9 protein-coding genes are annotated in these 12,743 nt (G+C 65.5%); 3 read left to right on the top strand and 6 right to left on the bottom strand.

Annotated elements, in window-relative coordinates:
• Positions 1 to 54 precede the first annotated feature (54 nt).
• From EUA06_RS11660 to EUA06_RS11650, 3 genes are read right to left on the bottom strand one after another with little or no spacing between them, the layout of a single operon-like run.
• The gene (locus EUA06_RS11660) at positions 55 to 1,149 is read right to left on the bottom strand and encodes a patatin-like phospholipase family protein (protein ID WP_129475776.1); all 1,095 of its coding nucleotides are present in this window, start codon (positions 1,147 to 1,149) and stop codon (positions 55 to 57) included.
• A 15-nt stretch (positions 1,150 to 1,164) separates the two neighbouring features.
• The gene (locus EUA06_RS11655) at positions 1,165 to 4,029 is read right to left on the bottom strand and encodes a ThiF family adenylyltransferase (RefSeq protein WP_129475774.1); all 2,865 of its coding nucleotides are present in this window, start codon (positions 4,027 to 4,029) and stop codon (positions 1,165 to 1,167) included.
• 6 nt (positions 4,030 to 4,035) lie between these two features.
• Positions 4,036 to 5,502, bottom strand: coding sequence for a ComEC/Rec2 family competence protein (locus EUA06_RS11650; RefSeq protein ID WP_129475772.1), 1,467 nt, complete (start codon positions 5,500 to 5,502; stop codon positions 4,036 to 4,038).
• A gap of 135 nt (positions 5,503 to 5,637) precedes the next feature.
• On the opposite strand from EUA06_RS11650, the gene istA reads away from it, so the two are divergent.
• From istA to istB, 3 genes are read left to right on the top strand one after another with little or no spacing between them, the layout of a single operon-like run.
• Positions 5,638 to 6,855 carry an IS21 family transposase gene (istA, locus tag EUA06_RS11645; protein ID WP_207208325.1) on the top strand — a complete coding sequence of 406 codons (1,218 nt, stop codon included), beginning with the start codon at positions 5,638 to 5,640 and terminating at the stop codon, positions 6,853 to 6,855.
• Entirely contained in the window at positions 6,855 to 7,112 is a 258-nt protein-coding gene (locus EUA06_RS23220; RefSeq protein WP_277985667.1) for a P-loop NTPase family protein, read from the top strand. The genes istA and EUA06_RS23220 overlap by 1 nt, the downstream gene beginning before the upstream one ends.
• Positions 7,109 to 7,684 (top strand): IS21-like element helper ATPase IstB, encoded by a 576-nt coding sequence (gene istB / locus EUA06_RS11640; RefSeq protein WP_277985666.1) that lies wholly within the window; start codon positions 7,109 to 7,111, stop codon positions 7,682 to 7,684. The genes EUA06_RS23220 and istB overlap by 4 nt, the downstream gene beginning before the upstream one ends.
• Before the next feature lie 484 nt (positions 7,685 to 8,168).
• Here istB and EUA06_RS11635 read toward each other — a convergent pair whose 3' ends face one another.
• From EUA06_RS11635 to EUA06_RS22445, 3 genes are all read right to left on the bottom strand, one after another.
• Complete coding sequence (locus tag EUA06_RS11635; protein WP_129475768.1) at positions 8,169 to 8,588, bottom strand: hypothetical protein; 420 nt, start codon at positions 8,586 to 8,588, stop codon at positions 8,169 to 8,171.
• A gap of 324 nt (positions 8,589 to 8,912) precedes the next feature.
• Complete coding sequence (locus EUA06_RS11630) at positions 8,913 to 9,455, bottom strand: hypothetical protein (protein WP_129475766.1); 543 nt, start codon at positions 9,453 to 9,455, stop codon at positions 8,913 to 8,915.
• Positions 9,456 to 10,133: 678 nt separating this feature from the next.
• Positions 10,134 to 12,743, bottom strand: a 2,610-nt coding sequence (locus EUA06_RS22445) for a hypothetical protein (RefSeq protein ID WP_165354365.1), incomplete at its 5' end; no start/stop codon positions are given.

The following is a 12,743-nucleotide window of genomic DNA, read 5'->3' as shown; positions in this document are numbered from 1 at the left end:
CGGATGCTTAACCGCACCCCAGTCCGAGGGTCCCGAGCCACTTCCCGGTAGTGATCAGTTGCCTAACTCTGGGCAGTAGTAGCTCATAAGGCTGCGAGTGAGCTGCTCGCCGCGAGTCGTGAGTCGCCGTAAGTCATCGACGTGCATGGCCGCGAAATTCGTCGAATAGCCCACGACCTCGTCTCGACCGACCAGATCGGCCACGGGCCGCGGCAGATTGCGGTCCTGCGTCGCCAAGTAGGTGTGCACAAATCCCCGCAACTGTCCATGTCGAGCTGCATGATTCAACTGGGCGCGGCCACCGTCCTGGGTCTTGGCGTACGTGATGTCGAAGCTGCGCGCCAGGCGGAACGGAGTCGTGTTGCCCGTCACCTTGCTTGTTCGTCCTCGACCGGCGTCGATGGCGATCACGTAGTCAAGGTCGTACACGTGCGAGGTGAAGCGCCCCACTCGTCCTGGCAGCAGCACCGACAGGCCGAGGTTGTCGTAGACGCCCCCATCGGTGAGCGCCAAGCGCTCACGAACGACGGACTCGTCTCGTGCCCGGAAGTTGTAGACGCGATCCAGGGCCGGCAGCAGAATCGGGAAGGCTGCCGAGGCAGCAACGGCTTCTGCTACCCGGACCGGATTCAGGATGTCGCCGTAACGCGAGCAGCTGCTCACGACGCTGCCGAACCGCACTGCGTTGGTGGTCGTCAGGTCAGTAGCCGAGATCACCGTCGCCAGGTCAGGATGGGTTACTTGCTCGAGAAGCCGTTGACCGAAGGGTCTAGAGGCAAATGCCTCTGCCAAGGCGTCGGTGCGGCTGCGCAACTGACCTTGTGAGCGTCCCTTCTTCGTGAGCCGACGACGCATCGAGGATCCGACTTTCTTCGCCCCGGAGCTGGGAGCGAACACACGTCGGGCCAGCTCCATCTGCAGGCCGGACCGCAGCAGTTCCGTGACTGACGCGTCGAACTCTTCGAACGACGGCGGACCGTAGGCCCACATGGCCGCGAGGAGGCTGCCACCGCTGATGCCGGACACGACGCTGATCTCGTTGAGCAGGCCACGGTCGTGCAGGGCGCGCATGCTTCCGAGCCCGAAGGCGGTGGCACGGAACCCGCCGCCGGACAAGGCGAGCCCGATTCGTGGTTTCTCTGTACTCATCGCGACCTCTGAGCGTCATTCTTCAATGTCGTGAGCCTCGTCGCTACTGCCGGAGCTGGTGCTGGGGCCGACGAGGTCCACCTTGAAGGACTCGTCGGAGTAGCCGCCCGCGTAGTAGACGCCAACTGGTGGCATCTGAAGCATCCGTTGGTAGGCCGTCAGCACAGCGTAGGGGTCTGCGTCTGCTGCGCCACGAAGATGACCTTCGGATGTGTTGGGCGGCTGCGCGGCACTACTCGGGTTGTCGGCTGGTCTCTCAACTACGCGGGCGAACAAGCGAGGCAACGTTTCATGGCCGCCCAGTGCCAGACCTTGATCCGGTCCGTCGCGCCATGACTCCCACCGATGCGAGGAGCCGCCGAGAATGATCATCAAAGCACGACGTCCACCCGTCGTGAACGAGGTCAGGACGGTGATGCCTGCTTCGTCAGTGGCGCTCGGCCATGCGCGCCCGTAGGGGTGGCAGTGCCAGATGCCCACGAACCGGGTCAGCTTGCCGGTGCGCTGGGAAACGCGGTCGATGAAGTCCTGCGTGCCGCTCACGCCGTGGAAGAAGTAGCCCTCGGACAGCAGGCTGTCGGGCGCTGGCCCGGTGGCAACATCGACGATGACACTGCGGGAGGCCTCGTCGAAGAAGCCGAGCATCAGCCCGCCGGTCTCGACCCCAGGACCGCGGGTGCGCGCGCCGCGTCGCACTTCACTCCTCATCTCAAGGAGTGCTTCTGCGCTGATTCTGACTTCCAAGCCGCTCGTCGGGTCCAGCTGGACTAGGTCGTCGTCCCAGCTCATCTCCTCGACGGCGGCTCGCCCGGCGAGAGAAGACCCCGGACGAGCAATTCTGAAGCCGGCGGCACGCATGCGCGGCGGTTGACTGACCATCAATTGTTCCTCATCGTCGCTCTCGCGATGAGGGGTACGTGCCGCTTGGTCGATCTCGTCGAGCACAGCTATGGCGTACCCGAACATCGTCGAAGCCAGGGCCATGACGTCGCTGGCCGAGCCCGTGAACGTCGGCTCCGAACAGCCAGGCTCCGGAAAGAACATCTCGGTTCGCGGCGGATCGGGAAAGAAGTCGTCAACGATGTCGCCCCACGACGGTCGCGCCACGTCCCGTCCTCTGATCGCCACACGCCGCAAGAGCTCGTGGCTGCTCGATGACGCGCCGGCTCCCGCGACAATGGCCAACCCCCTTGTTGCCTGATGCCCCACGAGCATCGTGATCACCGGCGGCCAGCTCGAGCGCTGTGACACGCGCAGTCGCTCAAGGACCGCTCGCGTGCCGGCGTCGGCAGTCGCATCGATGACGAGGTCGCACGAGTCCATCGAGAGCCAGAACGGGTTCCCGCCGCCGCTGTGACCATCGATGAACAGGTCACGACAGTCGTCAGTGACCGCGGTGACCACGTCCTCGTGAGTGATCGTATTGAGCCGGGACGCCAGGGCTTCGGCCTTCGCATGCCCCACGTCTCGGTCGTAGTAGGGCTGACGGACCAGGATCCCTGGCCCGACGACTCCGTCGTCGACGATGACGAGGTTCTGGCATCCCAGACGGACGCATTGCTCCGCTACAACGGCACCGATGGCCCCCGCCCCAAGGAGCACGACGTTTTTGCCGGCGAGCCATCGGCCTGGTGATCCCTCATCACGTCGGCGCGTGACTTCGGGCCTCATCTCGTGCACACGGATCCACGCGACCTTGGCCGTATCGATCCAATCCTGGGCGAACGCATGGACCTTCTCGACCAGCTCCGGAGGCGGCTCCTTGAGCCTGCCGATCTGGCGCAGGAACCGAACGGCATCGACTCCGATGCCGGTGAACCTCCAGGCCACGATGTGGGCGAGGCGATCGGACTCGACGCGTCTGCCGGGCGTCGCCAGGCCCAGGATCAAGGGGTCGCTGTCGACGTCGAACTCGGTGTCGCCACCTGTGCCGGCGTCAGAGTCAGCGTCCGTGTCGAGCGCGGCGTCGCGCTCGATCATCCGCATCAGCCGGTTCATCCGACTTGCGAAGACGACGACATCGAGCAGGTCGCGGGGCGCATAACCCGCCTCCGCGAGCTTGTGAGCCAGGTCGGCGGCGTGTTTGGGGTACTCCCACCCGAGGTGGGTGTCCATCATGACGACCGGTATGACCATGAACCGTCGACCGCGCTCATCGAGCGGAATCAAACCGTCCTGGAGGACCTTGTCGTAGGTCTCCACGAGCGTGAGCCATTCAAGTATCTCGAAACGGCTGCCGTCATGGACGCACCATCCATAGGCGACCTCAGCCGTCGCCTGCGTGGCGCTCGGAGTCCCCGCGGGCCCCGACGACTCCTTGGCCCACGGAACGCGGTCGGCAAGGTCCGGTCGCACTACGAGGCGACCGGCGGCCGGGCTGGTCGCGGTCGAGGGCGGATGCAGCGGGCGGTCGTCGGGATCGAGCGTGCCGGCAGCGGCATTTTCTAGCCAGGCCAGGAGCCGCTCGACGAAGCCCCGCATCCCGTCCGCAGAGTTCCACTCGACCGACTCCGCTGCGTATAGGCACAAGAAGGTGCCCCACTGCACGTGCGGGCTCCCCGCCCATCGCTGATGGTCTGCAAATACCTTGGGGGGTGTGAACGGGAACTTGTCGCCGACGTAGACCCGGAACCGCTCGCGAGAACGAAGTCGCACGCCAGGGCCAGCAGCGATCCCGTCGGTGGCCAACGACAATACGAACGCAGATCGCGCCTCGGTCGACTCCGTGATGATCTCGAGCCCGCCGGCCGAGATCGCAGCGAGCTCCGCGAGCTGGAGAGCGGCCAGTTCTGGCCCGAGGGTCGGTGCTGGTGCACGCGAGCCGAGTGGCTCAGCGGGGCGGGAACTGTGGGCACGCTCGTGGTCGACCGGATCAGCCACGAGCGATCAACCGCCGAATCCGACCGGCGGAGGGGCAGCGTCGCCGCCCCGGTCCGAAGTAATGGCAGCGCGCAACCGCTCCAGACTGCTTCGCCCACCGTCGGACCCACCGCCAGAACCTAGCGCGGCGCCTGAGCTCTCACCAACGGAGGCGAGGGTGGCCGCCGCCGCGACGGCCGCTAGGCGGCGGCCCATCGGCAGGGAACGCGCGGCGTGCTCGAGCGACTTCGACAGGATCACTTCGGCGGCCGCCTCTACATCTGCCTCGCGGATGATCCGGGCGCCGTTCTTATCGACGGCAAAGACGACAGGGGCGACGGCGTCACCGCTGGGCCACGACATCGTCACGATGACCTCGCCGACCACCTCGCTGTACCGGTTGTATGCCTTCAGATGCGGCGGGTTGTCCCGGGGCTTGTCCTGAGCCGGGATCGGGCCACTGCTGCACACCACGACGGCGCCGGTGGCCGCATGGCGCTCGAAGGCTTCGATCACGTCCTTCTGAAGGACGTCGTTGCCCTCGGCGTCCGGCAGGTACATGACTTTCTTGGAGCAGTGGTGCGGGGCGAGCAGGACGTCGTAGGTGAGGTACTTCTCGCGAACCTTCTTCTCGCTGTAGTCGACGATCTTCATGATCGTCTCGTGGGCGAGGTCGCCGAACATCAGCACTCGGCCGCCGACACCCGAGGCATCGAGGAGCGTCATGTGCATGGCCAACGAAGTGTCGTTGCGAGCGTTCGCGCAGTCGTCGGCGAAGGGCGCGTGGATGAAGGCCTCGAATTGGTCGCTGCAATCGCGTCCGTCGAGGACCGTGATCGACTTGCCCGGACCGGACTTGTACTCCGCCGGCAGCTCGGCGTACGCGTGCTGGTCGTGGTTGGTGTCGTAGCCGATGACGACGATGCGGTCGCCGCTTGCCGGCTCCACGCCCTTCGCGATGGCAGCCTTGACCGCGGCGACCCGGCGCTCGGCCTCCTCCTGGAAGACCTTCGCGTCCGCGCACAGGTCCGGCGCGTTCTCCATCTGGTACTCGCGCCAGAGCCGGGGCGTGGCCCACAGCTCACCGATGCGCACCTTGTCGAGGAGGTCGGCGAACCCGAGGCAGTGGTCCTTGTCGGCGTGCGTCAGCGCAAAGACGGCCAGGTACGGCTCGCCGTCGACCTGCGGGAGCGTCTCCGCCAGCAGGTCGACGACCGGAACCTCAGGCTTCGTCTCGTCGTCGGCGAGCGCCATGTCGTGCAGATCGATCTGAACGACTACCTCGTCGGAGACGACGAGGGTGGTGGAGTCGCCGGTACCGACCGGCCAGAAGACCGCGCCCATCTCGGGCGGTGCGTCGGTATGGGCGAGAGAGCCCGAGAGGTCGGTCTCGGTCGGCGGCGGTGTCATGATGTTCTCTCCTGCTTCCAGCATTGCTAAGGGTTGTGAGCGCCGCGCCGTGCTCGCCCGTCGAGGCTTGTGCGGAGTGGACACGTCGGCTACCAGTCGTTCGCTCCATGCAAGCACGAGGTACCGACACTTTATGGTCCGACTTGGCCCCGACCTGTCGGCGGCGCTCGAAAACTGAACAGTTTCGGCGGTGAAAAGTGAGCACTCAACGATTGGAGTGTGATCACTTTGGAGGACTGGGCGCTGATCAGGAGGCTGGCTGCGGAGGGCGTGCCGAAGTCGCGCATCGCTGAGCGGCTGGGGATCTCTAGGACCACGGTCATCAAGGCGGTGAACTCGGACGCGCCGCCGCGCTATGTGCGGACGCGGGGGCCGACGTCGTTCACGGAGTTCGAGCCGCACGTGCGGGCGTTGCTGGCCGAGGTTCCGGACATGCCTGCCACGGTGCTGGCCGAACGGGTGGGCTGGACTGGCTCGATCCGTTGGTTCAGCGACAACGTGCGTCGGCTGCGTCCCGAGCACCGGCCGGTCGATCCCGCGGATCGGATCACTTGGACCGTTGGTGACGCGGCGCAGTGCGATCTGTGGTTCCCGCCGCGGAGGATCCTGCTCGAGGACGGCACCGCCAAGTTGTTGCCGGTGCTGGTGATCACCGCGGCGCACTCACGGTTCGTGACAGGACGGATGATCCCGACGCGGAAGACCGAGGACCTGCTGCTCGGCTCGTGGGAGCTGATCCAGCAGCTCGGCCGAGTCCCGCGGCGGCTGATCTGGGACAACGAGCCCGGCATCGGGCGTGGCACTCGTCGCGCCGAGGGTGTGGCCGCGTTCATGGGCACTCTGGCCACCAAGCTGGTGCTGTTGCCGCCGCGGGACCCTGAGTCCAAGGGTGTGGTCGAACGTCGCAACGGCTGGTTCGAGACCTCGTTCATGCCCGGTCGAACGTTCACCTCACCGGCCGACTTCAACGACCAGTTCACCGACTGGCTCGGCAAGGCGAACGCCAGGGTGGTCCGCACGATCAAGGCTGCGCCAGTGGATCTGATCGATGCCGATCGGGCGGCGATGTTGCCGCTGCCACCGATCCCACTGCACCTGGGGTGGCGCAACAAGATCCGGCTCGGTCGCGACTACTACGTGCGCCTCGACACCAACGACTACTCCGTGGACCCCAACATGATCGGTCGAATGGTCGACGTCGCCGCTGACCTCGACCGTGTCCGGATCCGGCTGGAAGGTCGCGTGATCGCCGAACGCCAGCGCGTGTGGGCACGAGGCATGACGATCACCGACCCGGCGCATGTCGAAGTAGCCGCCCGTTTGCGCAGGCAGTTCCAACAGCCCCGCGTCCGCACGGGCGACGGCGACGACCTGGTCCGGGATCTGGCTGACTACGACCGCGCCTTCGGGATCAGCGACATCGAGGAGATCGGCTAATGGCCGCCACGAAGAACCCCGCCACCCGCACAGGCAAGGCCCCAGCAAGCACCGGAGCGGTCAAGCAGATCACCTACCTCTCTGCCGCGCTGAAGGCTCCGCGGATCACCGAGGCCGCCGCACGGCTGGCCGACCAGGCCCGCGACGCCGGCTGGACGCACGAGGACTACCTCGCCGCAGTCTTGGAACGAGAAGTGTCGGCCCGTAACGCCTCAGGTGCCCAGTTGCGGATCCGCGCAGCGGATTCGGTGGCGTGAAGACGCTGGAGGACTTCGACTTCAACGCCCAACCCAGCATCCGCCCACAGGTCGGCGCGCTGGCATCAGGAGGCTTCCTCACCGAGGGCCGCAACGTCGTCCTGCTCGGCCCGCCCGGGACCGGCAAGACACATCTGGCCACCGCCTTGGGAGTCGCCGCCGCCCGACACGGACACCGCGTGCTGTTCGCGACCGCGACCGAGTGGGTCACCCGACTCACCGACGCCCACCGCGCCGGCCGGCTACCCCAAGAGCTCGCCAGGCTGCGGCGCTACGGGCTGATCATCGTCGACGAAGTCGGCTACCTACCCTTCGAGCAGGACGCCGCGAACCTATTCTTCCAACTCGTCTCATCACGCTACGAACATGCCTCGCTGATCCTCACATCCAACCTGCCCTTCAGCGGCTGGGGCGGCGTGTTCGGCGACCAAGCCGTCGCCGCCGCGATGATCGACCGCATCGTCCACCACGCCGACGTCCTGACCCTCAAGGGCGCCAGCTATCGACTCCGCGGCAGAGGTATCGACAGCCTTCCCAGCATCCGCACCACCACCGACCAGACCGAGTCCTAGACTGGGCAACACCGCTCACTTTTCAAGCGCCGAGAACGACCAGCTTTGGAGCGCCGTCGATACCGATCCCTCGTTGGATCGAAATCGCCTGACCAGTTCGTCGAGTTGGCCATAAAGACCCGCGTCATTCTGGGCGAAGTGGGCGTGCTGACGCGCTCAGCTGCTCGGGCGCAGGGACGGGGACCGTGCCTGCGAGGCGACTAGACGACACCGACCTGCAGGTGCCGTTTGGACGGAACACACTTGTCGCGTCTTCTCGTCGCGCGAAATCCCCTCGACTCAGCGGCGCCACCCGAGGGTGCTCGAGGAGGCCCCCGAGCGCGGCCTGACCAACCGTCGGCCGGACTCGGGTGCACCTGAGTCCGGCGGCGGGTCCCGGCGTGGCGAATTACTTCAGGCAACGCCAAACCGGGGGGTCGGCGTCCGGCGCCTCAACCACGTTAGTCACTGCGGCGCCGAATGGGGTTTCACGACTGGAGGTCTATCAGGCCGTTTCCCTAGCGACAGCGGCAGCCATATACCGCCGGAGCGAGTCGAATTCCCCAGTCTCGCAGACCTTAAGCACATAGGCATGCACTGCTACAAGCGCCTCCCGACAGGTGCAGAGCAGAGCGGTCATCTCTTGCAGTTGGACTTCATCAACCCCTCCCAGCTGTTTAGCCGTGTCGACCAGATCAAGCATCAGTTCGATGGCCGCAATCCACCGCTCGGCAATCGAACGATGGACCTCTGGTGAACTAGAAACGAACACTGGGGTTGCCGTCAAATCCCGAAGGTGGATCAGAGACGCGATTTCCTTGACTAGGACGCCGCAGTCGGCGTAGGTGCTGTTCCAGTGCTTGACGGTCGTACTTGGCATGTTGAACATCTCCAATGCTGAATTTGCATCGCTCTCGATGAGCATTGCGGGCCGGCTGCCCTGAACACAGCATGGACGCACACATGGACAGGTCGATTGGACGGAACTCCAGTGATGGATTGTTGGAGCGCTCAGGGCTAGCTCGCGGTTGGGTGTCCGCTAGCGAGGCTAGAGGCCGGCTGCTCCTCCGTCCTCGGGTCGCTCAATTTGCTGACGGCCAGCGCCCCCTAGTACGCAACGTGCCGATGCGAAACAAGCGCTCGGTCTCCGCGCCAAACCCGGTGGCACGCACCGGCGGATGGGGGACGTGTGCCTGCGACCCGACAGTGGGCAACTCGTCAACAGGTGGCCCTGCAGGCGAGTGTCTGGCTATGCATGCGGATACAGCGGCGGGGCATCACACTCAGGCATCGACACCCCCCGTAGGGCGGCCAGCATCCTCAGTTCGGGTTCGATGTGCTCGCCGGCGTGCCACCTAAAGAGAAGTTCGTTGAGGTCGGCGGCCGATGGGCAGCCGGCCGCGAAGATCAGGCGCAGTAGGCCCCAGGGCACCTCGGCGCTGCAGCAGCCGTGTGAGGGTTTGGCCGTCCTCGTCTGACCCGGTACTGAAATGTACGGGCGGGCCCATGCCGCTTGTTGGACTGACGCGAAGAGGCTTCGCCCGTAGTACTCAGCCTGTTGGGCGTCGTAGCCCAGCGAGAGCCACTGCGCGGTCTCAGCGGGGCTATAGCCCCACGCCAGAAACCGGCCCGTTGTGGATACCAGACGCCGACTGACCGGCCTCCGATGCTTCCTCCAGGCGCTGATGATGGCATCGATGTCGGACTGGGAATAGGATCCGGGCCGACAATGCCACGTCATCTGGCGCTGCAGAAGATCGCGAATGTTGGCCTTTGTGGATGAGGTGGTCACGTGTGCTCCTAGTTGGTTGTGGGAGGACTGTCCCCGTAGGGGTGAGGCCTGTGGCGGCCCCGGGTGCGAACTGTCCTTCTGACTATCGGCAGGTTGCTTCGAGTTCAGGACGTACGTTCGTCACTTCGGTGTCGCATTTGGTCGTCGGATAGCCGGTACCAGGGCCACCGTTGGCGACCTCGGCGGGCGACTAGGCGCCGACGGTGGCCCAAGGCAGCGGTCCGCGCTCGGCGCGTACGTGTCGAAGCCGGCCGGCGTTTGTCTTGTCGGTCAACTCCGCGCACGAGCCGCGGTGACCGCCAATCGCCCCCTTGCCGCACCCCCACGTAGTGAAAGAAGGAGCGCGATGCCCGGCGGCGGCGTGCGCACTACGCTCCACCCATGTGTCTTGGGGGTAGCTGACGGCAGTTAGAGGGGGACGTCGCTGTGTTGATCGCACTCCCGCAACCAGTAGTGCTGGCCCTGCAGCACTGGGCGACCGATGAGGCGGTGGACTCCCTCGGAATCTGCCATCGACCTTGCGTCCGACCGTCCCCCCGGGATGTGCTTGCGCCCATAGGCAATTGGCCGAGCGGGGCGGCCTGGTGTGGGACCCCGAGTCCCGGACGCGGTGCCGAAGGCGCGACGCTTCAAAGCCCCACCGCTCGAGAGTTCGGGCTGAAGGCGCGGAGCCGGACCCTAACCGCCTGATCGGCGTTGCGTCCCGGGATATCGGTAGCCCAACGCCCGAGCGCTGCGAATCGCGTAGACCGTGGTGAGACTGACGCCATGACGGTGCGCGATGTCCGCGACGAGGCCCTCCCCGCTCGCGTACTCGGAAGCGATCTGGTCGAGTTCGGCCGCGGCGAGAGCGTGGAGCGGTCGGTACTTCGACCCCTTGGCCACGACTGGAAGAACTCCGGGGAGAGCCGAGACCACACCAGCCTTCGTCCAGAGGTCCAGACTAGGTAGGTAGGCGTCGAAGCGGTCGGGCCAGGTAACCCCGCTTTCGTCGCGTCGACACGTCAGGCAGAGCAACCCTCGAACTTCTCGAATGCGCATCGGGGCGCACAGTCGACTACCGCAGAAGCCGCAGGGTGTGACCGTTGGGCGCTGGTCGGCCGCGAAGTCCCAACGCGCATAGCGGTCGCGTCGGGTCCCCCGGTCCGCCTGTTGCCGGAGATTCCTCACCCCTTCCTCCTCGGTCACCCCGAAATCGAGAGGTAGTTCGATCCCCGTACCGGAAAGGATGGCCCATGTCTCGAACGAGGCTCCGTCCTTGATGAGCCACCTAGAGTCTGCTCCCCCGAATGCCTCCTCGATGTTGCGGACCAGAGCGGACACGTCGCCGAAGTCGGAGACCAGATCAGCGTCAGTTAGCAGGTCCGTGAGCGCGGGCACCGATGCTGGGTCTTCGCCCGGGATGGGTGTGGGGAAGAGAGCGGCCATGCCTAGGCGCAGTAGCGCGGAGTCCTGGCATCGTCCGAGGGCGAATCCCCGTGCTGGGACCCCGAGCGCCGAGCCGACGAGCGCCACCTCGGCTGGTGCGCGCTTGCCTTTGAAAGTTGGCACGATGCCGGCGCGCAGCGCCGTTGCCATGGCAGCGGCACCGTCGTCCGCTTTCGTGATTGCACCAGTCTCGAAGTCGGTGCTGAACGGGACAGAGTAGGGCTCCCCCGTGTGTGTGATCCGGAGTTCTCCGCGCAGGGTGACGTGCTTGCCTTTAATCGCCTTGCGGCGCGCCGGCACGACCGTGAGTTCGACATTCTGCACCGCCGCTCGAAGCGCCGGTCTCAGCGTCGAGCCGCGGGGGTCTCGAAGTTCGTTCACGATCCGCTCTAGGACGGCTACTGCGACACCTTCCCCGCGACGTGTTGCAGCCAACTGTTGCTGGACCGCGACGAGTTCAGTGCGGAGTTCTTCGAGTGCCCGGCTGTCAGTTTCCCAGCTGGACATCTCGGCGGTCCGGAAACCCGCGGGCATCACGAACTCGCCCGTGTCGGGGTGCGTCTCGCCGATGGCGGTCCGGCGTCGAGTCAGGTTCTTGTCTCGCTGCTCCACGGTGACCTCAAGACGGTCGCGCTCACCCGCGAGTGCCCGCACCTCCAGTCCCTCCCCGTCGTCGACTTTGGCTCGCAGCGGCTGACCGTTAGCGGCGATCAACGCCTCGGTGATGGCACCCATCAAGTGCGAGTCCGCTAGGGCGAGGGAGCCCCAATCTGCCCAGCAGCCGTCATCGGGGACGACCCGCCAGCGAACGGTTTCGTCGGAAGGATCGTGAGGGCGCTGCAAGGTGGCGGGCCCACCGTTGACTTGTAGCGCGAAGCCTGACCAGGACCATGAACTTCGCGCTGAGCGCTCGCCTCGACTCTGAGCGTCAAGGTAGTCCTTGGCGCGGGTCGCAACACTCGCGGTCATCCACGGCCCGTCCGGGGGGAAGACCCCGACGAGTGGGATGGATTCCTCGCCCTGCCCGAGGCTGATCAAGAGTCCGCCCTCGGAGTAGAACTCGAAGTTGTTGATCAGCGATCGAGACCAACTACCGGCGGGGTCCCAGGTGCGCTGGGGATCTACGAAGGGGTCGTCCGCAGACCCGTAATAGGCACTTGGGCCGCGGGTCTTTTGGTCGCGCAGTGTCTGCGTGCTGTACCTGCGTTCGGTGAGTAGACGCATGGTCTCTTGCAAGCCGAGGTCGGGGAGGTTCTCCCAGAACCAACGTACGTTCTCGACTTGATCGACGTGCCTGCCGTCCGGGTGTCGCACGTCCGGGAGGAGGTTCGCAACCTCGTCAGACGACGGATACTCGGCAGGAGAGTCGAACGTAATGACGGCGCGCCCAGTCGCCTTCATCGTCAAGCGCATCATCCCAGGAGGCACCGTCCTTCCGACAGCCCAGGGGAACCGGCCATCCCGGTCCATCCCAGCGTCCATGAGCCGTCGAGCGCCTTCGACACGCTTCTTGCTCAGAGTGCGTCCTTCTGCGTTCCCGCCCATTCCTTCCACGAAAACGTTGATGTCGTCCGAGCCGTCCAAGGCATACGGGTTTCCCTGGCGCGCAGCCCAGACTGGGACGCCCTTTGCCTTCTCGCGTTCCAGGGGGCGGAGGTAGGTTTTGGTTGACCAGGTGTCCCGGCTCCCACGGTCCTGGCGCTTGGCGTAGAAGCCACCCAGGCGAAGCGCACGGTCGGACAGAAGCGATCGCAAGTGCTGCGCATGTGGCTGTTGGTCGTTGGGGTCCGCTGCACGGATAGGTGACATCTGATCTGCGTCGATGTGTGTCGGCGCTGGAAGGATGTGCACCATGCCGAA

The organism is Nocardioides glacieisoli, assembly GCF_004137245.1.
Taxonomy (GTDB): Bacteria; Actinomycetota; Actinomycetes; order Propionibacteriales; family Nocardioidaceae; genus Nocardioides; species Nocardioides glacieisoli.
Note: the sequence above shows the minus strand (reverse complement) of the source record. Positions and strands in the feature narration are given on the sequence as shown.